This is a genomic window from Vibrio rotiferianus CAIM 577 = LMG 21460 (assembly GCF_002741985.1).
GTDB classification, from domain to species: Bacteria; Pseudomonadota; Gammaproteobacteria; order Enterobacterales; family Vibrionaceae; genus Vibrio; species Vibrio rotiferianus.
This window is the reverse complement of sequence record NZ_APHW01000098.1, coordinates 16,682-42,985: the sequence shown is the minus strand read 5'-3', so window position 1 is coordinate 42,985 and position 26,304 is coordinate 16,682. Positions and strand designations below refer to the sequence as shown.

Annotated in this window: 29 protein-coding genes; 12 read left to right on the top strand and 17 right to left on the bottom strand. The window is 45.2% G+C overall.

The window, feature by feature from the left end:
• Positions 1-215, bottom strand: a 215-nt coding sequence (locus B853_RS26270) for a hypothetical protein (RefSeq protein WP_211285385.1), incomplete at its 3' end; no start/stop codon positions are given.
• Between the two features lie 326 nt (positions 216-541).
• Here B853_RS26270 and B853_RS16945 point away from each other — a divergent pair.
• The gene (locus B853_RS16945) at positions 542-1,567 is read left to right on the top strand and encodes an HlyD family secretion protein (RefSeq protein ID WP_038883545.1); all 1,026 of its coding nucleotides are present in this window, start codon (positions 542-544) and stop codon (positions 1,565-1,567) included.
• Positions 1,564-3,051, top strand: a complete 1,488-nt coding sequence (locus tag B853_RS16940; protein ID WP_038883547.1) for an MDR family MFS transporter — start codon at positions 1,564-1,566, stop codon at positions 3,049-3,051. The genes B853_RS16945 and B853_RS16940 overlap by 4 nt, the downstream gene beginning before the upstream one ends.
• Positions 3,052-3,141: 90 nt before the next feature.
• Here the strand turns inward: B853_RS16940 and B853_RS16935 are convergent, their stop codons facing one another.
• Positions 3,142-3,387, bottom strand: a complete 246-nt coding sequence (locus B853_RS16935) for a Rho-binding antiterminator (protein ID WP_010453422.1) — start codon at positions 3,385-3,387, stop codon at positions 3,142-3,144.
• A 704-nt stretch (positions 3,388-4,091) separates the two neighbouring features.
• On the opposite strand from B853_RS16935, the gene B853_RS16930 reads away from it, so the two are divergent.
• The 3 genes from B853_RS16930 (at position 4,092) to B853_RS16920 (ending at position 9,051) form a co-directional block, all read left to right on the top strand.
• Positions 4,092-4,859 (top strand): helix-turn-helix domain-containing protein, encoded by a 768-nt coding sequence (locus B853_RS16930; protein WP_038883549.1) that lies wholly within the window; start codon positions 4,092-4,094, stop codon positions 4,857-4,859.
• A 260-nt stretch (positions 4,860-5,119) separates the two neighbouring features.
• Positions 5,120-7,810 (top strand): alpha-glucosidase, encoded by a 2,691-nt coding sequence (ygjK, locus tag B853_RS16925; protein WP_038883551.1) that lies wholly within the window; start codon positions 5,120-5,122, stop codon positions 7,808-7,810.
• 521 nt (positions 7,811-8,331) lie between these two features.
• Complete coding sequence (locus tag B853_RS16920; RefSeq protein ID WP_038883555.1) at positions 8,332-9,051, top strand: hypothetical protein; 720 nt, start codon at positions 8,332-8,334, stop codon at positions 9,049-9,051.
• A gap of 29 nt (positions 9,052-9,080) precedes the next feature.
• Here the strand turns inward: B853_RS16920 and B853_RS16915 are convergent, their stop codons facing one another.
• The 3 genes from B853_RS16915 to B853_RS16905 all read right to left on the bottom strand — a co-directional run bounded on the left by B853_RS16915 (position 9,081) and on the right by B853_RS16905 (position 10,491).
• Positions 9,081-9,332 carry a TIGR03643 family protein gene (locus B853_RS16915; protein WP_010453415.1) on the bottom strand — a complete coding sequence of 84 codons (252 nt, stop codon included), beginning with the start codon at positions 9,330-9,332 and terminating at the stop codon, positions 9,081-9,083.
• 103 nt (positions 9,333-9,435) lie between these two features.
• The gene (locus B853_RS16910) at positions 9,436-9,855 is read right to left on the bottom strand and encodes a VOC family protein (protein ID WP_038883558.1); all 420 of its coding nucleotides are present in this window, start codon (positions 9,853-9,855) and stop codon (positions 9,436-9,438) included.
• A gap of 39 nt (positions 9,856-9,894) precedes the next feature.
• Positions 9,895-10,491, bottom strand: a complete 597-nt coding sequence (locus B853_RS16905) for a LysE/ArgO family amino acid transporter (protein WP_038883561.1) — start codon at positions 10,489-10,491, stop codon at positions 9,895-9,897.
• Positions 10,492-10,702: 211 nt separating this feature from the next.
• On the opposite strand from B853_RS16905, the gene B853_RS16900 reads away from it, so the two are divergent.
• Both B853_RS16900 and B853_RS16895 read left to right on the top strand, forming a co-directional pair.
• Entirely contained in the window at positions 10,703-11,164 is a 462-nt protein-coding gene (locus tag B853_RS16900; RefSeq protein WP_038883563.1) for an ecotin family protein, read from the top strand.
• Positions 11,161-11,469, top strand: a complete 309-nt coding sequence (locus tag B853_RS16895) for an MliC family protein (RefSeq protein ID WP_227741888.1) — start codon at positions 11,161-11,163, stop codon at positions 11,467-11,469. Before B853_RS16900 ends, B853_RS16895 begins: the two co-directional genes overlap by 4 nt.
• Before the next feature lie 600 nt (positions 11,470-12,069).
• On the opposite strand, the gene B853_RS16890 is transcribed toward B853_RS16895, so the two are convergent.
• The 8 genes from B853_RS16890 to B853_RS16855 form a co-directional block, all read right to left on the bottom strand.
• Positions 12,070-13,263 carry a hypothetical protein gene (locus B853_RS16890; RefSeq protein WP_038883568.1) on the bottom strand — a complete coding sequence of 398 codons (1,194 nt, stop codon included), beginning with the start codon at positions 13,261-13,263 and terminating at the stop codon, positions 12,070-12,072.
• A 207-nt stretch (positions 13,264-13,470) separates the two neighbouring features.
• Positions 13,471-13,962, bottom strand: coding sequence for a VOC family protein (locus tag B853_RS16885; RefSeq protein ID WP_005428296.1), 492 nt, complete (start codon positions 13,960-13,962; stop codon positions 13,471-13,473).
• A gap of 153 nt (positions 13,963-14,115) precedes the next feature.
• Positions 14,116-15,054, bottom strand: a complete 939-nt coding sequence (locus tag B853_RS16880; protein ID WP_038883570.1) for a LysR family transcriptional regulator — start codon at positions 15,052-15,054, stop codon at positions 14,116-14,118.
• A gap of 221 nt (positions 15,055-15,275) precedes the next feature.
• The gene (locus B853_RS16875) at positions 15,276-15,593 is read right to left on the bottom strand and encodes a DUF4144 family protein (protein WP_038883573.1); all 318 of its coding nucleotides are present in this window, start codon (positions 15,591-15,593) and stop codon (positions 15,276-15,278) included.
• A gap of 155 nt (positions 15,594-15,748) precedes the next feature.
• Positions 15,749-16,459, bottom strand: a complete 711-nt coding sequence (locus B853_RS16870) for an HAD family hydrolase (protein WP_038883575.1) — start codon at positions 16,457-16,459, stop codon at positions 15,749-15,751.
• A gap of 191 nt (positions 16,460-16,650) precedes the next feature.
• A complete protein-coding gene (locus tag B853_RS16865) occupies positions 16,651-16,941 on the bottom strand; it encodes a putative quinol monooxygenase (RefSeq protein WP_005435368.1) in 291 nt (96 codons plus the stop codon).
• A gap of 143 nt (positions 16,942-17,084) precedes the next feature.
• Positions 17,085-17,621: a DUF924 family protein gene (locus tag B853_RS16860; RefSeq protein ID WP_038883578.1), complete on the bottom strand. Its 537-nt coding sequence runs from the start codon at positions 17,619-17,621 to the stop codon at positions 17,085-17,087.
• A 61-nt stretch (positions 17,622-17,682) separates the two neighbouring features.
• Positions 17,683-19,530, bottom strand: coding sequence for a M3 family metallopeptidase (locus B853_RS16855; RefSeq protein WP_038883581.1), 1,848 nt, complete (start codon positions 19,528-19,530; stop codon positions 17,683-17,685).
• A gap of 242 nt (positions 19,531-19,772) precedes the next feature.
• On the opposite strand from B853_RS16855, the gene B853_RS16850 reads away from it, so the two are divergent.
• The gene (locus B853_RS16850) at positions 19,773-20,141 is read left to right on the top strand and encodes a hypothetical protein (protein WP_038883583.1); all 369 of its coding nucleotides are present in this window, start codon (positions 19,773-19,775) and stop codon (positions 20,139-20,141) included.
• A gap of 60 nt (positions 20,142-20,201) precedes the next feature.
• On the opposite strand, the gene B853_RS16845 is transcribed toward B853_RS16850, so the two are convergent.
• Complete coding sequence (locus B853_RS16845; RefSeq protein WP_010453386.1) at positions 20,202-20,375, bottom strand: hypothetical protein; 174 nt, start codon at positions 20,373-20,375, stop codon at positions 20,202-20,204.
• A 222-nt stretch (positions 20,376-20,597) separates the two neighbouring features.
• Here B853_RS16845 and B853_RS16840 point away from each other — a divergent pair, with 222 nt between their 5' ends.
• On the top strand, positions 20,598-21,731 hold the full coding sequence (locus tag B853_RS16840; protein WP_038883585.1) for a glycerate kinase: 1,134 nt from the start codon (positions 20,598-20,600) through the stop codon (positions 21,729-21,731).
• A gap of 111 nt (positions 21,732-21,842) precedes the next feature.
• Here the strand turns inward: B853_RS16840 and B853_RS16835 are convergent, their stop codons facing one another.
• Positions 21,843-23,279 carry an aminotransferase-like domain-containing protein gene (locus tag B853_RS16835; RefSeq protein ID WP_038883586.1) on the bottom strand — a complete coding sequence of 479 codons (1,437 nt, stop codon included), beginning with the start codon at positions 23,277-23,279 and terminating at the stop codon, positions 21,843-21,845.
• A 109-nt stretch (positions 23,280-23,388) separates the two neighbouring features.
• On the opposite strand from B853_RS16835, the gene B853_RS16830 reads away from it, so the two are divergent.
• The 3 genes from B853_RS16830 to B853_RS16820 all read left to right on the top strand — a co-directional run bounded on the left by B853_RS16830 (position 23,389) and on the right by B853_RS16820 (position 25,105).
• Positions 23,389-24,306 (top strand): DMT family transporter, encoded by a 918-nt coding sequence (locus B853_RS16830; protein WP_038883587.1) that lies wholly within the window; start codon positions 23,389-23,391, stop codon positions 24,304-24,306.
• 62 nt (positions 24,307-24,368) lie between these two features.
• Complete coding sequence (locus B853_RS16825) at positions 24,369-24,656, top strand: hypothetical protein (RefSeq protein WP_010453379.1); 288 nt, start codon at positions 24,369-24,371, stop codon at positions 24,654-24,656.
• Positions 24,657-24,730: 74 nt separating this feature from the next.
• Positions 24,731-25,105: a c-type cytochrome gene (locus tag B853_RS16820; protein WP_038883589.1), complete on the top strand. Its 375-nt coding sequence runs from the start codon at positions 24,731-24,733 to the stop codon at positions 25,103-25,105.
• 44 nt (positions 25,106-25,149) lie between these two features.
• On the opposite strand, the gene B853_RS16815 is transcribed toward B853_RS16820, so the two are convergent.
• Positions 25,150-25,578 (bottom strand): MarR family winged helix-turn-helix transcriptional regulator, encoded by a 429-nt coding sequence (locus tag B853_RS16815; RefSeq protein ID WP_038883592.1) that lies wholly within the window; start codon positions 25,576-25,578, stop codon positions 25,150-25,152.
• Between the two features lie 10 nt (positions 25,579-25,588).
• The gene (locus B853_RS16810) at positions 25,589-26,230 is read right to left on the bottom strand and encodes a cytochrome b/b6 domain-containing protein (RefSeq protein ID WP_038883593.1); all 642 of its coding nucleotides are present in this window, start codon (positions 26,228-26,230) and stop codon (positions 25,589-25,591) included.
• Positions 26,231-26,304 lie beyond the last annotated feature (74 nt).

Below are 26,304 nucleotides of genomic sequence, written 5' to 3'. Positions count from 1 at the left end.
CTAGCAAGAATAGCTTGGGCGGTGTTGTTCCACCGCCAAGCTTTTAAGGCTGTATAGCCATAACCAAGTTTGCAACGCCAATGAACGTGATGACAAAAACGGTCGATCGGCCAGATTAGTAACCTGATACAAAAAATAGCACCTAGTTGCTTTGGGGCTTTTAAGGATAATCTGGCGCGGATATCATCGTGGAGCGGGGAAGTTAATGTTCCCAACGTGGACTCCGAATACATTAGCGCAAACCAACTCCGTTATTACTAAATTGTAGTTGCAATAACGGGGCGGACCATACATTTTTGTCTGGAATATTCGTCGTTTTTATTGCCATGTCATGGAATGATTAGCGTTCCCTATACTTTATGTACGTTGATAGCCAAGCATTTCGAGGTTGCTTGGCTATTAAAGAGTGTGAATATCTTTGCGCACCTTCTGAACAATTTATCAACGCTCAAAATCGGATCTTAACCTTGCAGATCATCTTATTGTCCGAAGATAGAAAAATCCTACACTGATCACAAAATTGAACACTTGGACAATATAAATGAGCGACGATATCGCGAAGAAATCCTCTTCGAAATCCAAACTGACCAAAATCCTTTTCCTTCTCGTTTGTGCTATCGCTTTTGGTGCGATGTACTGGTCTTGGCAATATTCCGACGGTCACCCGAGTACGGAAGATGCGTATGTAAGAGCAAAAATCCTATCGGTCGCTCCACAGGTTCAAGGCCAAGTTATCTCAGTAGAAGCCAAAGACTTCCAAGTGGTGAACAAAGGCGACCTGCTATTAAAGATTGATTCTCGCCCTTATCTGCTCGCGGTCAAACAAGCGAAAGCGGCTTATCAATTGGCGGTTCAACAGCACGATGTGGCCGACAAACAAGTGACTGAAGCGGTGGCTGGTTTGGATGCGGCGCGTTCTAATTTGACCGAAGCACAAGTGGAATACAAACGTACCGATTCTCTCGTGAAACGTAAGTTGGCGTCTGACCAAGACCTTGATACTGCGAAGAACAAACTCGCTAATGCACAAGCTGGTCTAGAGCAAGCACGAGCAACAGTTGAAAAAGCAATCGCAAATCGTGGTGAAGAAGGCGCAGAGGCGGCGGTTGTTCAACAAGCAGCAGCGCAACTCGCGCAAGCGGAATTGAACTTGAGCTACACCGACATTACTTCTCCAGTCGACGGCATTGCCGGTGAAATTAACACTCACACGGGTTCGGTAGTAAGTATCGGCCAAACACTGTTCCCTGTGATCATCAAAGACAGCTACTGGGTGCGCGCGAATTTCAAAGAGACTGACTTAACTCACATCAAAGCAGGTATGCACGCTGAAGTCGTGATCGACATGTATCCAGACGTAGTGTGGGATGCAAAAGTGGAAGAACTGTCTCCAGCAAGTGGTACCTCTTTCTCTTTGATGCCACCAGAAAACGCAACCGGTAACTGGGTGAAAATCAAACAACGCTTCCCTGTGCGTTTGACGCTTGAAGTGCCTGAAGGTGCGCCACAATTACGTGTGGGTGCAAGTTCTGAAGTGACTGTTGATCTGAAAAGTAACGCACAATGAGTAACGAGATTACGGCCGACAAACGGGGAATAGCCACCGTCGCCGTGATGCTTTCGGCCATCATGGTGCTGATAGACATGACCGTTGCTAACGTGTCGCTTTCACACATGATGGGCGCATTGGGCGCAACGGCAGACCAAATCACTTGGGTGCTAACTGGCTACAGCATGGCTGAGGCGATCTTCATTCCGATGACCAGTTTCTGGGTATCGCGATTTGGTGAGCGTAAAGTCATGCTGGTGGCGGTAATCGGTTTTGTGATTGCCAGTGCTTTCTGTGGTCAAGCGGGTTCACTCGAAGAGATGGTGGTGTTCCGTATTATCCAAGGTGCGTTTGGTGCTTCAGTCATCCCATTGGCGCAATCAACACTGGTTCAAATTTACCCTTCTGAGCAAAAAGGCAAGGCGATGGCGATCTTCTCCATCGGTATCTTGCTTGGTCCTATCTTAGGCCCAGTAGTGGGCGGTGTGATTACTGACAACATCAACTGGCGTTGGATCTTCTACGTCAACTTGCCATTTGGCTTGGTGTGTACTGCGCTGATTTATCGTTACATCCACATCAGCAACAAATCCAAACCGAACTTCGACTGGTGGATCATTGGTTATATGGCCCTCGGCGTCGGTGCGTTGCAGTTTGTGCTTGATAAAGGGAACGATGAAGATTGGTTTAACTCGCGCATTATTCAAACCGCAGCACTGCTAGCGATAATGGGTTTGATCATGTGGGTATACCGCAGTTGGAAGACAAAGAGCCCCATTGCACCGCTGTGGTTACTTAAAGACAGAAACCTCATGGTGTCATCTTTGATGATTGCTGTTGTCTCGATGGCGATGTTCGGTTTGACCACCCAGCAGCCGATGTTGCTCGAAAGCTTGTTGAACTATCCAGTGTCGACCACGGGTATGTTGATGGCTCCAAGGGGGTTAGCGTCCGCTTGTATGTTGATATTGGTGATTGTGATTAACCCACAATTTGACCCAAGGTTGAAGATTGTATTTGGCTTAACTTGTATCGGTATTGGCAGCTACTTGATGACCTTGTACTCGACAGAAATAGACACTTTCTGGATCGTGATGCCAAGTATGATTCAAGGTATGGGCTTAGGTTTAACCTTCTCGACTTTGTCGACGCTGGCTTACATGACGTTGCCAAAAGAGCAGTCGGTGGCTGGGGCGAGTATCTTTAACTTGTTCCGAACTATTGGTAGCTCATTTGGTATTTCCATCGCTACCACATACCAGTATCGTGATGGTCAGCAGCAATGGCACGCTTTGGGAGAAGGCTTTAATCCTTACAACTCAGTGTTGCATGACTGGGCTGCGAAACAAGGATTATCGATCACCGATCCTGCCGCCTTGGAGCAGTACCAAAGTATGCTCCATCAGCAATCGCAAATGGTCGCGTTTGTGCATACTTTCCAGTTGGTGGGGGTGATGTTCGTAATCATGATGCCGATGCTGGTGTTTATCCGCTCAAGGTAGCGTTGAAACTGAAGCTAAACAAAAGCGCCTTTAACGCTTCTGGTTGAAGGCGCTTTTTTCTATTTGACGTCTGCGTATGAGAATAGGCAATTAACTGAAAGTTACTTCGCTGAAATGTGGGTTGTCGGTGAGTGCTCTCATTGCGATCAACTGCTCGGTTGGGAACGAAGTCCGCTCACCTGCAACATCCAAAAATAAGCATTCTTGTCGCTCCATATCGTAACCGGTATCAAATGCGCTACCTTGGTGTGTCTCACCATTCTTCAAGGTAATCTCAACTGGCAACTTAAACATACAGGCGATTTCAATAAAATCATATTGACTACATGTCACCATAACTTTCTCCTTTCGTTCTCTTTTATCAGACCGATAAAGGGTAAGAACTCATCTATGAAACCTACTCTCTATTTTACGCCTAATTGGAGGACTTCCCAAGTAAACCAAAACATACCAGCCTATCTTTAAGATCACCGTTTCCCCTTTACAAGTAGGAGTCGATGCGTTGAAAGAGAACTTAATGTTGCATATGAAGTGAAAAATTAGCCGTAGAAAAATATGTGAGCAAGATAGAAAAATAAAGGTATAATATGATGACGCTTCAATAATATTCCCCTCTCTTTAACCAACTCTCTTGCTCCTTATAACAAGAATTTTACTGGTCATTTATTTATTATAATTCCAGTAAGTCGTTATTTTTCTGTGATCTCTCGCGTGACTAAATTTCTAAGTACAATTTTTTGATACTTGCCACCTAATAAAGTAGCCTTTCAATAGAAAACTTTTACTAAAAAACCTAGCGAACTTAATTTTACGCATCAAAACAATTATACTCATCGCATACTGATAAGGCTTGCAATAACTGGTTGAAGCTTAATCTATATGGGTAAAAATCCATCGGTTAATGCTTGGTAAAAAGTCTCATCATTGAAACACATTTAATAGATAGAAATTGCTGGAATTATTTGGAACCGGCATCACAAGAGTAGGACTCTCTTGAATATATCATCAGGGATGCTGAAAAATTAAACAGGCATTGTTAGATGAATAATTCTGCAACGTATTTACTTGCTGCTTTACGAGAAAAAATAAAAGAGAAAGGGATTTGCTATTCCGATCTCTCTGCTGGAATGGGGATTCCGCTATCAACTATCAAAAGACAACTTCATAACACGTCTCTTGGATTGGATAAAATACTCTCGTTTGCTACTCATTTAGATACGGATTTGGTTGAATTATCTATGCGAGCGAAACAGCTTCAACAAGAGAATGAACAATTCATTACTGAAATTAATAGCGAGATATTTAATCAGTATCCATATTTGTTTGATTTCTTATATTTGTTGCGTCGTAAAGAGTGGTCACTACAAGATATTTTGAGTAAATACCAACTTACTCATACATCTCTTACCTTGTATTTAAGAGCCTTGGAAATGATGGGTTACATTGAGTTAAAAGGTGATGATCAATACCGTTTTAAAGACCAAGGTCGTTTTATTTTTGAAGAGGGTTCCAAGCTCGATACTTTGTTTGCTAAGCGTTTTCGAGACGAAGTGTTTAGCCATGACGTACGACCACCAATCTGCATGGGACGCATAGCCATTACTGAGGAACAAGAAGAGAAACTGGCTAACGAGGTATACAACAAGCTGATTGAGTTTGATGTACAGAACAAGAGTGGGGAAGGCAGCAAGCGACTCCGAAACGTGTTGATGACCTATACGCCAGGTAAGCAAATTTTTCTCTCAGATACCATTCCAAACATTGACGGTGAGTTATTAAAAGCCATATCGATGGCGAATGAAAAATAGTGAATATTTAATCACAAAATAAAGAATTTATATGAAGTGGGTGTGTTTGATAATGAATGCATCAAAGACCCACTATTACCCAAAATTAATGACCTGTTATTTAAATAGGCCAAACGAAGAAGAGACAAATTAACCGATCTCTTCTCAAATCCAAAAGTGAAATAAATAAGGCTGAATCTTCATCATCGAAACTCGGCAGGGCACGTCTCGACCTTTTTTCGCCTGATCAGGACCAAAAGCCAATAAATGAGGGATATAACATGCACTTTAAGACTTCTTTGTGTGCGATTGCTGTCGGGGTTGCTCTAACACTTAGTGGATGCAACAGTAGTGATAATGATTCTAACGTGGATGCACCATTGAAAGCGGCTGAATTCCATAACACCATTGATCGTGCTGGTGTGCCAGTGGCACTGCGTGATTTGCATGGTGGTCACCTTCGCTACATTCCAATGTTCGATAACGGTTCTTGGCATGGACACACGCTAGACACCAAGGGTGGTGAAATTACTCTAGGTGGTACGGCGTTGTTAACTGAAGAGTACGTGTCATTCATGGCTGCACGTTTCGACCGTTTGGCGCTTACGGTGGATGGCGAAGCTATGCCGCTTAAGCTGACAGAAGCGTATTCACAACCTGGCGCGCTGATTCAAAAGTATACGGGTGATGATGGCATCGAAGCAGAACTGGAAATGCGCTTTGTGACAGACCGTACATCTCTTGTGAAAACGACGATCAAGAACCCGAACAAGCTGGCTATTCAAGGTGAGTGGGACGGTGAGTTGATGGCGGATTACCGCGCTGACGATGGTGAACTATACAAAAACAGCGACAGCACAGTACGAAGTGTTGAAGATGCATACCCTACTTACTCACGTGAAATTGCCGCGACAGAAAATGGCGTAGAAGTGTCTTTTGGCGCGGTTCGTGACTCTTGGTCTCTACTGACTTCGGGCGACTCTAAGTTTGAAGTGACACGCTCTATTAAGCCAGAAACATCTACCATTGATGATGATAAGAAAGGCTTCGTCCAAACGGCTGAGCTAGGTAATGGCGAAGAAATCACGCTATATACGGCTTACACGCACGTTCAAAACACCCAAGAGCAAGCGTCTGAGTTTGCGAAATTAGACGACGTGATGGCCGATCCAAAAGGCTACATGCATGATTCGGCAATGCGTTGGGAAGAGTACTTAGAAAATGGTTTGACCAACGATGCTGCTTCTAAAGAGCATGAGTTCGTTGCAGTAAAAGCAATGGAAACACTTAATGCAAACTGGCGTAGCGCAGCGGGTGCAATTGACCATGACACGGTGACACCATCGGTAACCGCCCCTTACTTCTCAGGTAACATGACTTGGCCGTGGGATACGTGGAAGCAAGCTTATGCAATGTCACATTTCAACCCTGATGTGGCGATGGAAAACATCCGTACTGTGTTCCAATATCAAGTACAGTCTGATGATCCTGTTCGTCCTTGGGATGAAGGTTACCTACTTGACGTAGTGACATACAATTTACCAGCAGAGCGCTGGGAGGGTATGTCGGCGGAATACAAAAAAGTATTCCCTCAAGCTACCGATGGCCTGAACTGGAATGAGCGTAATACTAAACCATCACTTGCTGCATGGGCTGTTTGGGAAGTGTATACCGCGCTAAAAGATGAGCATAACCGTCCCGAAGAAGCTAAAAAATGGCTAGAAGAGATGTATCCGAAGTTGGTGGCATTCCACGATTGGTGGCTACGCGCTCGTGATACAAACAAAAACGGCATCCCTGAATACGGTGCAGCGAAAGACCCAATTCATACTGTATTTGAAGAGGATCTGAACGACGGCTCTTGGGGACCAGATGCTTCGATCGATGATATGAAGTTCTATTACAAAGATGAAGCGAGTGGTTCTGACTGGATTAGCGAAACAGGTATCGAGAAGTACAACGAGCTACTAACATCCGGCGATTACACCGCAATGAGCATCCCTGCAAAAGTAGCGGCAGGTTGGGAATCGGGTCGTGACAATGCAGGCGTATTCGGTTTTATCGATACCATCGATGACCTACAAGGTAAATCTGCGTTGCCAACGCAAGAAGAAGCTGAAGTGATCGACCAAATGGGTCGCTACGCACACAATACCAACGGTTTCGACAACACCTACGATATGGTAATGGGTACAGATGGTTCTGTTGTGACTTACCGTGATGATTCGGCTGTGAACATGGATAAACTGGCTCAGGCGAAGAAAGACTGGGAAGTGAAATTCAATGAGAACACGGATGAGTCAAACAATCTATCTGGTTACTCGCTGATGCAAGAATCAGTTGACCAAGCGTCTTACTGGTACTCTGATAACCTGTACCTATCGCAAATTGCAGAGGTTCTGGGTAAAGCAGACAAAGCTACTGAGTTTAAAGCGAAAGCGGATGACACTAAAGAGTACATCAATCGCTGTATGTTCGATGACGCGACAGGGTTCTACTACGACATTGAAGTGGTACCGGGTGGTCTAAGCAACCAGTGTGCTGGTCCAATGCTAGTGAAGCGTGGTATGGGCCCTGAAGGTTGGTCGCCATTATTCAACAATGCAGCGACGCAAGAGCACGCAGACAAGGTTGTGAAGAACATGCTCGATACCAGCAAGTTTAACTCACCTAAGATCCCGCTAGGCACTGCATCAATGGATAACCCAGCATATGGTCCGGATATTTACTGGCGTGGTCGTGTGTGGCTGGATCAGTTCTACTTTGGCGTACGTGGTATGGACAACTACGGTTACGGTGTAGAAGCGCGTCAAATGGTTGATAAGCTGTTCCAAAACGCACAAGGTCTAACGGAAACAACGCCGATTCAGGAAAACTACAACCCTGAAACGGGTGCTGTACAGGGTGCAAACAACTTCTCTTGGAGTGCGGCGCACTTATACATGTTGTACAACGGCTTTGTTGGCAAGTAAGACTCGCTTGTTACTCACAGCGTGAAGATTTGAGCGTTGCAGATGACCCCCCCCTAGCATCTGCAACTGCTTAATTCTCTTCAATTAGGCTCAATAAGATCAAACCGGACAGTGAAAACTGCCCGGTTTTTATAGAGTTAAAGCACTATTTTTATCTGTTTTTCTAAAAGTTGTATGCGATAAAAACTGCGCTACAACACCACTTCTCTTTAAAACCTAATGGCTTATCTCCCCGCATTTCATTCTGTCTATTTTCAATAAATAACATTTATAAAATGATCATTTAACCATCTTGCAACAATGCATATGCTGCAAGTATTAGTGAGGTCGTTTACATTCATGCAAAAGTATTAGAGTTACTTCCAATCTCGCCGTTATTCAATGGTACTGATCCAACGTCTTTCCAACGCTCTATTCTGTCCCTTGAATCTTCCTCACCCTTAAGAGCGTATTGATAAATACCTCACTTTCTACGTTGTCAGCATGACGTGTTGCGATGCAACACCATCCAGGAAGGTGACATGAACTGTTTACAGACCAGCCTTTATAACTTGCTAGAAGATAATAACTTTGTGCCATCTAATGAGTACAAAGCCTCTATTGCAAGCTATCTTTATTCGGATACTTCCCTTACGCCAAAAGCGATGAATGAGCTCACGCAAGAGATTTTTCAGAGCAAGCAAACCATGGCGTATTATCTGTTGCACAACGCGATCAACGAGGAAGAAGGGGCTGAACGCCTCAAGATGATTGCCAATCGTTATGCGCAAGGAGAAATGAAGCAACAGATCATGCTCCACTACCAAAACGACAGAAATCACTCCGCGATGTATGCCAGCTTAATTCCGTTGACGGGCTATCAAACCGAAGTCTATCAGGAAGCCAAATCGAGTGATTTTAGTAATGTGAGCCACTTTCATGATGATATTAAAATCCACCTTTTCCGAGCTCACTCTGTCGAACTTCGTTCTTGGTGTTTATTGGTTTCTCAACTGAGTTTTATCGATCAATCCGATGTGCCTTACCTGAAAGAGATGCGCCCAACGATCCAGAAGATACTGGATGATGAGATGAAGCAGGTCTCCTACACGGCTCAACATGTTAGTCAGTGGCTGGAAGAAGATCCTTCACTGTGCCAAGCCTTCACTCAATGCATGAACCACACTTATCGAGAAACTTGGGACTATCTAGCTTCGATGGCTGAGTTTATGCGTGATAGTGCGCCGTATTTTATGGTTTAAGCACATCGCATTTGAAATTTAAGAGAGACTCAACGTTGTTTGTACTGCGTTGGGCAATAGCCTCTGTTTACACCTGGTGAGCGCAGTTTTAAGTGCTTGGTCTTCCTGCCGGTGACTCTATGTCGCCAAAGCTTAAAACTGTTCGGTTGTAAGTGGCGGCGCATTAAGTTGATTACCCCTTTCTCGTCCAAACCAAATTGATGCTCGATGGCTTCAAACGGGGTTCTATCTTCCCATGCCATCTCAATAATTCTTGATAGCATGTCATCGCTAAAGGTCATTCGCTAATCCTGTTTTGCTGTTGGACATACACATACGTAACGCGCAGCGATTAGGATTCATCGAGGGATGTTTCTAGTAAAAAATTGATGGCTTTTTGGAGCATTATTTCTGTGGTTTTAGCTCGACCACATTGCCTTCTGGATCTTCCAAATAGACAGATCGCCCAAAGCCTTGAGCACCATATCTTTCAGTAAACTCTGCAACATGCACATTGTTTTGGTGTAAGTAAGACAGTAGCTCTTTTTCTTCGGAAGGTGCAATCTGAAGGCAAAAGTGGTCAAGGTTACGACCATTTTGGCTGGGAGACTTTCCGCCTAGTTTCCCAAGTTCACTATCGACCGTTACCAAATCAATGATCGCCATCCCTGCACGAAGCTGAGTTAACCCCAAGTCTGGTAACTCACGCTCTATTGGGCATCCTAATATATCTCGATAAAAGTGCAGCATCGCGTCGAGATTGTCTGTTCTAAGTACCACGTGGTCGAGCGCTTTTACTTCAATTGGATTTCTCGGATTTGCCATGACGTTGTCCTTTTGTCCTTGATGACAAAAGTATACGCACTAAATCAATAAGCTGATCGCCAGAGCAAGCATGACAAAGCCAATGATGAATTCCAAAATCTGCCAAGAGCGCGCATGTTTGAAGATGGGGATAAGCAGTTTGGCACCATAGCCTAGGCTGAAAAAGAACACGAAAGAGGCACAAACAGCACCTATCGCAAACTGCCATTTATGCGGTTCGTATTGAGTGGAAATAGAGCCCAGCAATACCACTGTATCAAGGTAAACATGCGGGTTTAACCATGTGAATGCCAAGCAAATCAGTGCTGTCTGCCATGCACTTTTTGAGGCATCACCTTCAGGGTTCATTACATGTCTTTGTGTGAATGCAGAGCGTAAGCTACTGATGCCGTACCAGGTTAAGAACGCTGCGCCAGCGTAACGCGCAATTGTCTCGATCAAAGGAAACTGAATTACCAAGTAACCGAAACCCGCGACACCAAGAGAAATTAAAATGGCGTCAGACAAGGCGCATAAGAAGCACACTAAGAATACATGATGCTGTTTGATGCCTTGCTTTAAAACAAAGGCATTTTGCGCTCCAATAGCCAGAATTAAGGAAATGCCCAGCGTAAAGCCCGCAAGATAGGTGGTCATTTTCTCTTCCTTGAATTGTGACCAAATCAGGTTTCAAACCATAACCTTGTCGGCAAATGGCTGCAAGGCACAGAACAGAGACTTACTAAAATTGTTTGATGGCGTTGAGGCGTCGTAATTGTGAGAGTTGCGATCAATTTGCATCGTGTATTTACCCTAATCTGGCGTTACCAGTTACAATATGCACGTCCATATGAATAAGGGAAAAACGATGAAAGCAGTTTGGTTAGCTGCCGGTGCAATGGCACTGAGCGGATGTTCTGCAATGAATTCAGCAAATGATGTATCTCGCCCATCAGCAGAGATGTTTCCAGAAATGGAGAACATGACAAAGCATGTTTTCTATGTAGACCCAGCAATCAACGAAGCAGATAAGCGCGTAGAGCTGGTGGTTGGTAAAATGATGGAAACAGACTGTAACCGTGTATCTTTAGGCGGCTCTGTAACTGAACATACATTGGAAGGTTGGGGCTACACCTATTACCAAGTAGATTCTTCATCGGGTGGTGCTATTTCAACGCTAATGGCTTGTCCTGAAGATATGGAGAAGGTAGAAACGTTCGTGCAAATGCCGACTCGTGATTTGTACCGTTACAACAGCAAGCTACCAGTCGTGGTTTACGCTCCAGCTGATTTGGATGTCGATATTCGCGTATGGGCTCCCGAAGAGTGATCTTGAAGCCTAGCAAAGCGGCTCTGATTTTAAGTGGCTTGTTAGTGTTAGCGGGTTGTTCATCGTCTGCGCCTGAATTCCAATATCAATGCGATGATGGTCAACAGTTCGCTGCTAGCTTTACTCAAGATGCAGCGCTGATCAAAACCAACAATAGAAGCGTTATAGAGCTAAAACAGGTTCGCTCTGCTTCTGGCGCGAGGTACCTATCCGATGATCATATGTTGGTTCTTCACGCCAAAGGTGACGAAGCCATTTTGATCGTCAACGAGATATCTCAAAGTACTTGCCGCATTAAAAAGTAATCGCGTAAGTGAAAGGCTTGGTTCAGGACCAAGCCTTTTTTGCATGTGCCGTTTGAAGATGGGTTTAGCCTTAGAGAGCGAGTTTGTTGTTTCGTGTTCACAACCCCCTCCAGCTCCCCCTTGTATTGACATGGTTTGCTTGGCATTGAAGTTTCGCTTTTAAGGGGGAGGGCTTGTTTATGGAGTGGTTGGGTCAATCACTCCCCATTTTTCTCGTCATTCCGAGGAGCCTAAGCGACATCAGGAATCTCGCTTTAACATGCTCGGAAAATCTCTCCCCTTTACCTGAGTGAGTTTTGTAGTCTCTGAAGTTAATTAGGAGGGGGTGCCACTTTTGGACTAAGAATACTCGCGATTGACAAGACTGCAGTTGAGTACCTTAAAATCGTCATTCCGAGGAGCCTAGGCGACATCAGGAATCTCTTTTTAACGCGCTCAAATAGTTCTTATGTGTTTTGATCCTCGAAGCTGGAACCCATGGACGCTAGGAAGGGGGCTCATAAAATTAACAAAAAAAGGTTGGTACTAGGCCAACCCTTTCTGATGCTTAAGCATTCAATTGTTCCAACTGGATGCGTAAGTTTTTGAGCGAGAACAGAGTTAAAGAGTAATTGTCTGATCAGTAAACTGAATTTTCTCTATATTTGATAGGATATTAGAGCCATCGCGGTTATCGATGCGATCGACAAGTTGAGTTCTGTTATGTCCTAATTTTTCTATTGTGTACTCAGTTTTTGGGCCATGTACTATGACGGTGTTTGACCCAGAGTTGCCAGTAATGGTGTTATCGTGATGGTTGATTTCAATATTGCTGCTTTTCGAACCTGACAGCGTCAATTTCGTCAGATATTGTGAATGATAGGTATAGGGTGTTGTAGCATCGAGGATCATCTTAAACGTCCCTTCAAACGAATCTGAGATATAAGCATCGTAAGTTAACACTGGCGAGAAGATTTGCTCCGTGATGTATTGAGCGTTCGGATCATCAGTCACAAAGTCTTGACGGTGTTTAACGTTGTACATCCCCCACATACCAGCGCCATCGTATGCTCCCCAAAGTCCGTAATAGCTATCAATCACCGCTGCGAAATATTCTTGATCCACACTGACTTCTTGTTGCCATTCTTCTAATGTCTCAGCGGATGGATTATAGGCGTTGTGCAACGACTGCTTTTGAATTGCGTTTAACTCTCTCTGGAACTCGGGTAAAGCAGTAACACCACCCTCGGGAGCATTGAGTACTCCGATGCCGTAATCGTGTACCAAGTGAAGAATCTCTTCATAAGAAGCATCGCGGTGGTTCGCATAATCTTGGTTCACGTACCAAGCTCCTCCCTCGACCTGGATTTCCTCTTCAAACAATGGTTGTCCATCTAAGTCATCGTTGTATTTTGGTTCGTCGTGATAGTTCATCAGTTTAAGAATGGCACCATTGTTTGCCATCGCGTTTGCGATCTTGTGTTTTTGTTCGACTGTTCCGTATTTGCTGCCTTCGACGGGTGTTAGGTAGTGATTCAAGACATTGACGGCTTTGACTATCTGATAATTTGATAATCGATTCATGATCAATATATGGGTTGATTTTCCGTTCGGCGCCTTGACCGAAACATATCGGTTGTAACCCGCTTTTGAGTAAGCAGAAAATTGACTTGGAACAGGCTCAACCTTGATGCCATGAACAACAGAAGAGGATGGTCCAGTAATAGGGGGAGTTGTTGGCTTCGTATTGTCTGAGCTGTTACAGCCGGAAAGTAATATGGTTGAAGCTAAAATGGTGAGAGGTATTGTTTTCATCATTAGTCTCGTTTTTTTACATTGAACCACTAATGTAATTGAACATTGTTTTATTTTGTTTGATAGCGAGTGGTATTGGACAGTTCAATACATTTTCTTACAAGGTATGAGGAGAGGAGAGAAGGTTAGGAGAAGCAGATTCACTAACATGTGCCAACAAAAAAGGGTTGGCACTAGGCCAACCCTTTTTCATTCTTAGACGTTTAATTATTCGTAATCAGACGCGTAAGTCTCTTCGTAAGTGTGTGAGTAAAGCTCGAACAAGTTACCAAAAGGGTCTTCCATGTAGATCATTTGAGCTTGTTTGCTGTCGTCTTCTGGGTGGTAGCGCATGATGTCCATGCGAGCTTTACCACCAAACTCTTCAATACGTTTGATTGTTTGTGGGAACTGCTCTTTTGCTACTTGTAGACAGAAGTGGAAGATGCCTAGACGAGAGAAGTCTACTTCGTGACGCTCTTGACGCTCTTTCATTTCAAACAGCTCAACACCGATGCCGTCAGATGTCACTAGGTGAGCGATGTTGAAGCCTTTGAAGCCTTCACCGAATACGGCGATACACATACGACCGATTGCCGATTCGCGCTCTTCGATAACTTTTGTGTTGTTCATTACGATGCGAAGACCAAGCGCTTTAGTGTAGAACTCTACTGCTTTGTCCATATCGCCAACCATGATGCCTACGTGATTCATTTTCATAATTCTGCTCCAAAAACTGTGATGATTAATTCGTGTTTCGTTTCGATGGAGGAGAGTATATGGAGAATTTTTAATTACATGAAATTATCAATAATTTTTAAAATGATAATTTTTTGTTATTACGGTTCTCAGCATTATTTATTTCATTTTCAGTTAAGCATAAGACTGACTGACGATTAGCTCTCTTAACCATTTATGGCTTGGGTCGTTGTCGAGTTGCTTGTTCCAAAGTAGAAAGAACCCGCCGGGCTCCATCTCTATCGGGAGCGGTTTGATCACAATGTCTGATTTACCTTCGAACTCGCGGATGCTTTTGTAGGGGTAGGTCAGTACCAAGTCGCTTTTTTCACACAGTTTTACCGCGCTGGAAATGTCGGACATGTTGACGGCGTTATCAATGCGCAGTCGTTTTGTGTCAAGAACCTCGTGCAGTAGCCAGCTAGACACGCCTCCTGTGATGACTTGTATATGGCGGTACTTCAAGAACGCGTCGAGGTTCCATTCTTCCTCTAATGCTGGGTGTCCTTTTCTCAATATACATGCCGAAGTATCGCGCATCAGTTCCGCGTAATTCAGTGTGTCAGGGATGGTGTCGACATGGGTTTTTGAACGATCATCAAACTCAAAAATACCGACACCAAAATCTATTTCTCGCCTTTGTAATCGAATAATACTGCTGTGGCTCCAATCGGCACTTTTGATGGTGATGTTCGGTGCACTGGATAACGCCTGAGGCAGAAAACGTGGGTAAATGGTGGAGTAAGCGGTTTCGATTAGATCGATACTAAAAACGCGAGTCGAGCGTTCTGGGTCAAATTCTTCGGGTTCACGAAGCTGATCAATTTGCATCAGGATTTGTTGAAGTTTGCTCTCCAATGCCAACGCTTTTGGGGTCGGCAATAAACCTTTGGATTCTCGCTCGAATAAGGGGTCATCAAACTCCTGGCGCAATTTAGTAAGCTGTTTACTGACGGCCGATTGAGATAAGAATAGCTTTTCTGCGGTTCTGCTCACGCTGCGCTCTTGCAGTAAAACGTACAGACAAATCAGCAGGTTCATATCATTTTTGATTAAGTGGGATAGATTTATCATGATATTCCTATCATTCAACTTACAAATTGAGGGGTATGAATTGAAACTATATCACTTAATTGAATTGAGCCAGAAATACTGACTCGTTGCCCACTTAATGAATCAAACTGTTGAGGTATTGGCTAAGCTCTTTCCTAATCTCTAGCTCTGCTTCCGATAGGTATTTCGGAGTGTATGCATCAATCACGGCGACGCTTTGCTCGCGAGCCGAGTTTCACAAGTCAATCAGCTAACGCTTCAATCGCTTGCTGAACCGACACAAAATGGATTTTGATGATGCAGCGCTGTGCTTGAGCAAACTCGTGTTTTTGAATCAGCTCTGTCACTTGTTGTACGTTTAACGCCTGTGGCAAAAGGTTTAATTTCACCACGTTGTCAGAGCCCGTTTGTAATGCAAAGCAGTGACCTTGCGTATCTATCACTATGTCATCCTGCCCCCAAATTAACGCTTGGCACTCTGCATTTAGCTGCTCTGGCGAAGCCAAATACACCAGTTCGTCGTCGCCATCGAGCTTAAGTAAACAAGGCCATGTGATCATTGCGTTACCTTAATATTGGAGTGGGTCATTTAAAATCGTCTATGTGCTAAATAAGCGACGTAAGACAAGTACGATACACAAAGCCTTAAGAGAGCAAAAGGCTTTGTGTCTTACTGTGTATTTAAGAGCTTTAGTTTCACGTTTTTGGAGAGAGGCTAAGCGTACTTGCCAATGATGCTGCGTAAGTCTTCTACTTGATGTGCCACATAATCTGGCTGGGCGTTCCAACGCTCCGGTTGAGCGCCACTATACGCTGCTGCTACGGCAATCACTTTGCAGCTACCACCTAAGTGTTGCTCAATGTTGCGTGCAAACTGCGTGTCCGCTTCGTGATCACCAATGTACATCAGCAGTTGCTTATCGGTGTGTCCAAAGATGGATTCAATGCATTTGATGCCACCAAAAGGATCCGGCTTCTGATGTCCATTGGATACATCATCGTAGCCCACGATAGCTTTGAATGGCGCGTTAATTTGATTGGTGCTGAGTACGTTGCGAATATTGGATTGTGAGTTCTGGGAGCAGACTCCGTGTGGCAGGTGTTCGAACGCGTTCACTACATCGGTAATGCCACTGAATAGATTCACTGGTGTTTGGTTTTGCTCTTGGTGTTCAGCCCACATGGTGCCCGCGATGAGCATCTCATCACAGGACAGACCATAGTAGTTTACGTACAGATCTTGCCAGTTTTTCGCCGCGTGATTGGCATGATGATAATCCGCTTCACTGCGCAGGTATTTTGGTAAGTTATCCCCGGTCAGGTGCGGTGCTACAACGGACAATATCGCTTTGGTGATGTCGATATTTTTCGGAACAGAATTTACTAGGGTGCCATCGTAATCCCACAATACGGCGTCTAACTTCATGCAAAACCTTTTGATACAACGAAGGGTGATTGGCTTTAAATCTTGCCAGTCTTAGTGTAAAGATAATCAGATCTCGCTCATGTTTTCATAAGCTTGCTTTCACTTGCATAGCAAGACATAGAAGAGACAAACAATAAGCCAGCAAGGTGACGGTTGCTGGCTTTCTAGTGCGTGCTGCGTTGTAAAAGGCGTTAAGCGATGTGCGACATCTCGTTTAGAGTGAAGGTGTCTACCGCGCCTTCAGTTGCTTTCATGTATTGCGCTAGGTGCTCGTTGTCCATGTGCGTGCGCCATAGTTCGCGTGATTCCCAGTTTTCGTAGAAAGTGAAATGTGCTGGGTTTTCGTTATCTTGGTGAAGGTCGTAGTTGATGCAACCTTCTTCTGCACGAGTGACATCAATCAGTTTAAGTAGCTCGGCTTTTACCAATTCTACTTGGTCTGCTTTGGCGATGATGTTAGCGACGATAGTCAATTTAGCCATGATGGAAATCCTCTGTTGATCGTGATGTATCGTGTTGACGAGGTAAAGATTAGTCGCGAATCACCAAATGATAAACAGCACAATGATTGATTTATTATCAAATATAAATTGATAATCGAACTTCAATCTTGTGCTAGCTGTGTTTAAAAACTGGAACCCGGCTGTTGTAAGAATTCCACTTCTTCTACGGTGCTATCACGGCCTAAAATCGCATTGCGGTGTGGGTAGCGACCAAAGCGATCGATGATCACTTTATGCTTTAGCTCGAACTCGTAATTAGATTCTCGCCCCAGAGCTTTGAACAACTTCTCTGCCTCTTCATGAATCCGCTTAGACTCACTGTGCATAAATGGCATGTACAAAAAGCTGCGTTCAACGTCGGTCAATTTTTGGTCTAAGCCCAGACGAATTGCCTCTTGTGCCAAGGCAAGCGCGAGGGCATCTTGAGCGAACGCTTTGGGTGTATTGCGGTAAACATTGCGAGAGAATTGGTCGAGCACAATGATCTCTGCGAGGCGACCTTTTGCCGTCTCTCGCCAGTCAAACAATTCAGATTGAGCGGCTTGTTCTAAGGTGGTGAGAAAGCGCGTTTCGATTTGTTTATCGACGTCGGCGTTGCTCACAAACCAGTCTTTTGGTTCCAATTCTTCAAACCAGAAAGCCAGGATATCTTGGTACATGGTTGCTTCCCTGATAGAAAAAGAGCTAGGAGTATATAATACCCCCAGCTCTCGGTTTCGCTTATCGACCGTAAGTCTCTTCGATGTAGCGCTCAAACTGCTCGCACATCTGCTCGTCTGAGATCGAGTTGCTTGCAAGCTCTTTGCTGCCATCCACCACTTTGATGCTGGCATTTAAAGACGCTACTGGAGCACGTTCACGAGTTTGCAGCGAAGCAATCTTCTTCTGCTGTACTTCCCATGCTTGTTCTGGCGATAGGTTACACACGTCTGCCAGATACTTAGCGTTAAAGCCTTCACCCGTTAGGCTAACGATAGTCTCGTTGTGCGATAGGTGGTTACCTGCATGCCAGTAATGTTTCGCCAGTAGCGGACCAATCTCTGGGTTGTCAGTCAGGTAGCCAAACTTATCGAGGAAGTAAGCGCGAGTCTGGTAAACCGCCATGTGTGCTAGTAAGTAACCGTGGTAGGCACACGCTGCTTCATCAGACAGAAGGTGTGGAATCGCCATCAATGGGCGTGGGCTGCATTCCAAACCAAGAATTTGCTTTTCACAATCGCGTGCCAGTTTAGTGATGCGCGCTGGCGTCAGCTCTTCATCGCTTAATTGGTAAAGCGCACGTTCAAAATACGGCACAACCAAAATGCTGCGCTCTTCGTACGCTTTGAATGGCTGACGGCTGTTGATCATCGCTTGAATGATCTCATCTGGTACTGGATTACCTTCTGCGTCCAACGCGTATTGTTTGAGCCAATCGGCATCGGTCAGCAGGCTGTCACAGAACATGGATTGTGTTTCTGCGTATGCCATAGAAGTTGGTGCGAACTCTTGAGAGAAACACGGCGCGTTCATCTTAACGTTAGCGAAGTGCGCAGCGTGCCCACCTTCGTGGAACAGAGTATTGATTCCATCGTAGCCGCTGCCAACTTGGTCTGGTTTCGCGTTACTGGTGAAGTTCACCTGCGCGGCAACCCATTCGCCTTGGTTGTAGAACGATGGGATAGGACCATGGCAGAAACCGTTCGGGTATTTGCCTTTACGATCAAGCAGGTCTAGCGTCAGCTCTGCGCCTGAGTATTCGATATTTAGGCGACCGAATGATTCTACCCAGCGACGTAGTGATTTTGAGAACGGTACGTACGGGTCTAAGTCACGCATGACGTCACCGGCGAACGAGTACACAAAGTTATAGCCAGTCAGTGCGCTTTGACCTTTCTGCTCTGCAAGGTTTGCCAAGCTGCTTAGGTGGGCATCACGCGTGCGCTGTTCAAAGTCATCCAAGATACTGAACAGTTGCTCTGAGCTCATCTTTTCCGTCTTCTTCACAGAGTAGTCAAAGAAGGTCTCGTAGCCCAAAGAGCGAGCGAATTGGTTACGCAGTCTGATCAGCTCAATAAAGCCGTTTTGCAACAACCATTGCTCAAGGTCGAGCAGCGTTTGATGCGCTGATTGACGCACTTCTTCGTGATTATTGGCGCGAATGGTCGAAGACAATACTGGCAAAGAGCCCTCGGTTTGTTCACCGTTTTCATTGGTAAACGTCAGGACGTGATTTTGCTTTTTCTCGAACAACTCGGCTTCAAATGCAATCAGAGCATTCTTTTGGGCTTGAGCTTGTTCGCCTTCAATCGCGTGCGATTCAAATGTTGCCAACCATCCTTGCAAACCAATTTGCGTTTGCTGTTTCTCTTGTGGATCAGCGATCGCTTCAGCCGATTCAAGTTGCGCTTTGATAGCAGAGATTTGCTCGGCGTTGCTTAAGAAATTGGTCCAAGCGGTTTGTGCTTTTGTCGAACCATCGTGGTCGTCGCTGATGCCCATGTACGTTTCCCAAAAGAAATCTTCTTTGGTGCGATGGATAGCGAGGTAACGTTGGTTGAGGTCGTTTAGGTATTCCGTTGCAGTCATTTTGATCCTTCAAATGTTTGCTTTATTGAGGTTTTTATCGTCGTTGATTATGGCACGTCTAAGTAGCAGAAAGGAATGCGAAATCCATTTGTCTTCTTTATGGCTTGTAAACAGTAATTTACCGCACTTTTTACATGTGCAGACGTCAGTCACAAAGTTTTTCCGTTTTTGATTAGAAATCGTGGAGCGCAGTTTATAAAATTCGGTCTTTCGCAGTGGTGCTGAAAGTAAGGGAAACAATAATGAAAACAAGAATAGCAGTGGGTTTGATGGGGCTGATTTTAGCGGGATGTTCAACGACGACACCAACTAATGTTCAAGTACAAAATATCGAAACGAACTGTACTGTCATCATGAGTGAAGGCGTGACGCCGGAGCAGCGTTGGAATGCTTATAATAAGCTTATTGAAAGTTATGGGGACTATTATGTGGACAACAATAATCGTCTTGAACTGGCGCGTTGGAACTCCTTTCGTCAAAAAGTGATACATGATGAAAGTGGTCAACTAATAAAGGAATTTGTTGAAGTGAGTGACTGGGGTTGCGCAAACGGTAATTACCTAGAAGAGATGTATTTGTTTGTAAAGGAAACTCAAGCTTTGAATAAATAAATGAACAAACCGAGTGTAGAACCACTCGGCTTGAAGTGTGATCTTCTATACAGTTGGGTACTATTCCTCTGGGTATTCACCCATGCCTTGAGTTTTTCCTTCTGCTTTCCAATGTTCGTTTGGATCAAATGCTTCGTCACATAAATCGACGGTATAACCCATTTCAGTCAGCTCTTTAAGGGTGAGGTTATCTGCAATTTTTGCAGTATCCCCTGCTTTGTTGCGTAGTTCCATAAGTCTCCCTCCGGTACCAGTTTCAGTAGTAAGTATATATCCCTTTATCGAGGGTGATGCTTTAAAGCCATAAAAATATTATGGATATAAAGAAGGTGGATTAATCCCTATTATGAAATGTGGTTTAACGTCATGATTATAGTATGCAAAGGGTGACGAATTAAGCTCCTACCCGTTAATGTTTAACAAAGTAGGAGGATGCCGTGTTCGCAGGAGATTGAAATGAAAGTTGTGATTGCCCCAGATTCGTTTAAAGAGAGTTTGACCGCCAAACAGGTGAGTGAGGCGATCAAGACCGGTTTGTCTCGAGTTTGGCAAGATGCAGAATTTGTCACGGTACCTGTCGCCGACGGCGGCGAAGGTACAGTTCAATCATTGATTGATGCGACTGAGGGTGAACAGGTTTTCGTGACCGTAAAGGGCCCAATTGGCAATGATGTGGAGGCGTTTTACGGAATTCTAGGTGATGGCGAAACCGCAGTGATCGAGATGGCAGAGGCAAGTGGTTTGCACCTTGTGCCAAGTGAGCAACGAGACCCGAAAAATACCAGCAGTTTTGGTACTGGCCAGTTAATTTTGAATGCGCTTGATCGTGGTATTCAACGCTTGATCATCGGCTTGGGTGGTAGCGCAACTAATGATGGTGGTACGGGTATGCTGGCGGCGTTGGGTGTTAAGTTTCTGGACAGTGCTGGTCATCCAATCACACCCAACGGTGGCGGTTTAGTTGAGCTAGCAAGCATTGATGCCTCAGGGCTTGACGCTCGCTTAGCGGACTGCGAAGTGCTGGTGGCATGCGATGTGGACAACCCATTGTGTGGCGAGAAAGGTGCGTCAGCGATTTTTGGTCCGCAGAAGGGTGCGACGCCGGCGGATGTAGAGCTGTTAGATTCTGCTCTAAGCAAATACGGTGCACTGACAGAGCAGGTGACAGGCAAGCATGTGCTGACTCAAAATGGTGCGGGCGCCGCAGGTGGTATGGGCGCAGCGTTGCTTGGTTACCTACCAGCACGACTGAAGCCGGGTATCGAGATTGTGCTAGAAACCGTAAAGCTCGCAGAGCATGTAGCTGACGCTGATATTGTCTTTACTGGCGAAGGCCGTATTGATCACCAAACTTTGCATGGCAAGACACCCATGGGTGTGGCGAAAGTGGCGAAAGAATATGGTTTGCCTGTCATTGCCCTAGCAGGTTGCACAGGTGATAACTTCCAAGCAGTCTACGAGTGCGGTATTGATGCGGTATTTGTATGTGTACCACGCGCAATGAGCTTGCCAGAAGCTTTGGAAGAGGCGGAGGTGAATCTTGCGAACTTGGCTGAAAACGTAGCCAGATTGTGGCAATTACCTCGCTAATACACCGGGTTTGGTTGAGCAGATAGCCCAGAAAACACATATCAAAGCCTCCCAATTGCGGAGGCTTTGTTGTTTCTGGTGCTGAGTGCTTGGAACGGATGTCTGGAGCGATTACTTGGTGTGTTGAGCAATCAGAGTTGCTAGCGTTTCCATTGCAGGGAGCCAGTTTTTCTCCGCTCCAAAGTTCGCCACGCTAAGACGAATGCAGTTTTGATACTGTCCCTGAGTGCCAAATACCGAGCCGGGCAGAATACTGATTTTGTGTTCGTTACAGGCTTGATAGAGCGCATAGCTGTCAGTTTTGGGTGGTAAGCGTAGCCAAAGTAAGAATGAACCTTGCACCGCATTGATTTGATAGCGATTCTTTAGCTCAAAGTGTGCATCCAAGCATTGATTGAGCATCTGCAAATATCGTCTCACGTTGGCTTGGTAAACACGGCACATACGCGCAGTGTGAGTGCGGTATTTGCCTGAGGTTAGGAAAGTGCCCACCGCCGATTGCATCAAGTTCAAACTGCCCATGTTTTCACACAACAGGTATTGCTCGACTTGAGCGCGATAACGTCCCGCCAACATCCAACCAATACGAAGGCGTGAATCGAGCGTTTTCGATAAGGAGTTGACGTAAATCACCCGTTGTTTCTCGTCCAATTTGCGCAAGCTTGGCAAGGGTTCGTCGTAACTTAACGCGCCAAATACATCATCTTCAATGATTGGAATATCTCCAGAAACCTTAAGCAGTCGCTCTCGCCTTTCAAGGGGCATCATTGAGCCTGTTGGGTTGGTGAAGTTTGGCGTGACAATAATGACTTTGATCTCCCACGTTGCCATGGCCTTTTCTAGCGCGTCTGGATCCATACCATCACGAGGGCAACTAGGGATCTCGACCACTTGTAAACCGAGAGATTCGAGCATCAACAAGTTACCGAAATAGCAGGGCGATTCCACCGCAACAATGTCTCCAGCCTGTGTTGTTGCTCTAAGTGCAAGACTGATCGCTTGCTGTGCTCCATGGGTGACTAAAAGATCATCCACGTTTGCCGGCGTTCCCAGATCTTGGGTGATCTTTGCTAGCTGTTTGACCAACAAGTCATCACCCGGTGGCAGTTGGTAATGGCTGGAGATATGGCTTTGTTGGCGACTCTGGCGGCCAATTTCGGCGTACAGGCTTTTGATGGCTGGCGCATCAATATTTGGGTGTGCTGAACCTGTCGGAAGCAGCTCTTGATACTCGGGGTAGGTAAGGATTTGTTTGCACACCGAGAGCAAATCCACGCGCGTAGGTTTAGTGATCTTGGCTTCATGTCGCTCAGTTGGCTTTACTCGATAACCAGATTTTGGCACCGAATAAACCATGCTTTGTGCTTCTAGTTCCTGATAAGCGCGGATCACCGTGTTCTTGCTTACCTTGAGTTCAGTGCTCAATTGACGGATGGAAGGCAACTTGTCGTCTGGCTGATAAACCCCATTGCAGATCGCTTGTTTGAGATGCTTCTCGACGATCAAATACTTATTGGCATTAAGTGTACTTGCTAAATCTGTACCCATAAAAACACTTCCATCTGTCACTTTTTGAAAACACTGTACCTAACTACATTAGCAACATTCGAGATTAAAAACATTCAAGATTTAAAAGTAAGTAGAGTGAGGGCGAATCATGTTAGTCAGAGCCATTCCTTTTGTGTTCGTGATCCTTTGGGCTTCTGGATTTGTTGGTGCGCGATTTGGTTTGCAGTATGCCGAGCCTGCGACCTTGTTGTCGATTCGCATGGCGTTTAATGTGCTGTTGTTTTTGGTGATTGTTGCCTTTCTGCGCCGTCGCATTCCAACGGGAAAAGACTTTTGGCACAGCTGCGTTGTCGGAATATTGATTCACGGCTTTTACCTAGGCGGAACGTACTTCGCCATCAGTTTGGGAATGCCGGCGGGCTTAAGTTCGCTATTAGTCGGGATACAACCTATTTTAACGGCCGTATTGCTGGTGGCGTTCGCTTCTGAGCAGTTCAAACCATCACAGTGGATTGGTTTATCCTTGGGTTTTGTCGGCATTACTATGGTGCTTATGGGTAAGATGGAGTGGCAATCCGATTTGCACAAAACCTTAGCGATTGGTGTGTGCTTGTCGTCGTTGTTTGGTATTACGCTTGGCACTTTGTATCAAAAGAAATATTGCCAACAAGTGGATATGGTAGGTGGCGCGACGGTGCAGTATTTGGCGGCATTGGCCATGTTCCTGCCAATCGCGATGCAGTTTGAAACCATGCAGGTGCAATGGACGACGGAATTCATTCTTACCTTAATCTGGCTTGTGGTCGTGCTGTCTTGTGTGGCGATTCTGTTGCTGCTGTACATGGTGAAAAATGGTGCGGCATCGAGTGTTGCCTCGGTGTTCTACCTTGTGCCTCCGACCACGGCGATCCAAGCTTGGTTGGCCTTCGGTGAGTCGTTTGATTGGATGGGTATTGTTGGCTTTGGGTTGGCTGCTACAGCGGTTTACTTAGTGGTGAAAAAGCCAGAATTTTCGATGCTTAAATCAAAGGCTACAAAGCAGAAACGTAAAATATACCTAAATTAGGTAGGGACATTTGCGTGCCAGAGAGTACAATCCGGCTCCTTACATGTTTGTGGAGTCGGATGATGACCGTCAAGCCAGATCGAATGAGCGCGATGCGCAATATCATTGAACAAGTTAAAGCAGAGCTGCCTCTTTATGAGTCAGAGACCTTTGTTTGTGGCCCTGAGGGTAAATGTATCGGTTGCCCTAAGAAGCTGTTAGAAATGGTGGATACCGAGCTGAGCTATTGGGAGTCGGCAATGGATCGAGGTATTACCCCTCAGTTTGATGAAATCCGTCGCTTTGGCAAAATGTGCACCAGCGTGCGCCGAGGCTTAATCCGTAATAACGTGCCTTTGTTGAATACGTGAACAACACTTTTTCGACATCATCTAAGCTACCTTGTTTTTATCAACTCATCGATGAATAAAGACAAGGAGCATCTATGCGTAAACTCTTTTTCTCGGTTGCTTTCTTATTGTTTGCTACCAGTACTGGATTTGCTGGATACAAATGGTTTACCGATAACCAATATGGTGAAGCCGATCTTACGGTAGGTAAACAACGTTTTGAATCCTATTGCATTTCTTGTCATGGTGACAAAGGTCATGGGGATGGACTCGCAGCTAACGCATTGAATATTAAACCCGATAACATTTATGCCGAGTTATTGAATCCATTCGGCACAAAGGTGGAGCTGATAGATTCTGTTTTGGAAGGCGACAACGGTCAAGGCGGGGTAATGCCTCCGTTCAAAGCTGTACTGAGCGAGAAAGAAATCAATGATATTTTTGAATATATTCGTTCATTAAACTCATAGTAGTAGCCGGTTGCACAGTAACCAGCTACTGGTTTAGTTTACCCCTAAATCTCTGCGACCAACTTTTTTAGCAAGCGAAGCATCTCTTTTTGCTCTGCTGGCTCTAGAGGACTCATCAGATCTTTATTAACAGCCAGTGGGATTGGCAGCAAGGTTTCTTTGAGGCTTCGTCCCTCTTCCGTTAGATAAATACGGAACGAGCGGCGGCTGTTTGGATCGGGATGGCGCTCTACCAAACCTAACTTCTCCAACTTGTCTAAGGTACGAGTCGTGGTTGAGTTTTCTACCTTAGATTTCGCTGCGATATCGCGCTGCGTCACGCCTTCTTCTTCCCACAAACACATCATGGTCGGCCAAAGTGCAACGGTAAGTCCGTGCTTTTTGAGCTCGGCTTCAAATCGCTTCGCTGCGTCGTGTGCAACGACATTGATCATCCAGCCAAAGCTGTCTTGTCTGTCAAACTGTTCGCTCATTTTCTTACTCTTATGATAAAGCAACGATTGCCATGGTAACCAATGTTGCAGCAACTAGCACCCCTAAAGCACGGCTTTGCGGCGCGAGATAGACAATTTTCTGTTCCGTGGTGAGCGCTTGCTTGTTCATTTGGGTTTGTTTACCTGTGATCATCGCTTTCAACAAGGGTTTACCTCTTAGTTTATAGAAAAGGATCGCACCAACATGTAAGGCGATCAGTAAAGGCAAAAGATCGGCCAAGGTCAGGTGTAACCACTCAAGCCCTGCAAACACGTTGTCGTTAAGCCAAACATCGGAATATGGCCACGTATCGAATAAGCCGCCAAGCGCCATTCCTGAGATACATTGAAGCATCAATGTCGTCAGTAGTGCTGCCACCATCCAGCCGCCAGCAGGGTTATGACCCACAGTCGCCGCCGATTTGCCTTTGAAGTATGTAATGACACCTTTTGGCGAGCGGAGAAACTGTCGAAACAAACTGGTTTCGCTGCCGATAACTCCCCAAGTTAATCGCCATAACAACAAAGTGAATAACGCTAATCCCAATTGAACATGAGGCCCATTGCCAGACAATCCAGATGCCATCAAGGCTATAAACAGTAAGGCTTGAGCCCAGTGATAAAGTCGCGTTGCTAAATCCCAAATTTTCATAATTACCTCGATCTTTTCTCGGTGTGATGATCTTCTTTATGGTAATTTACATAACAATAGTTGCATGTGCAATG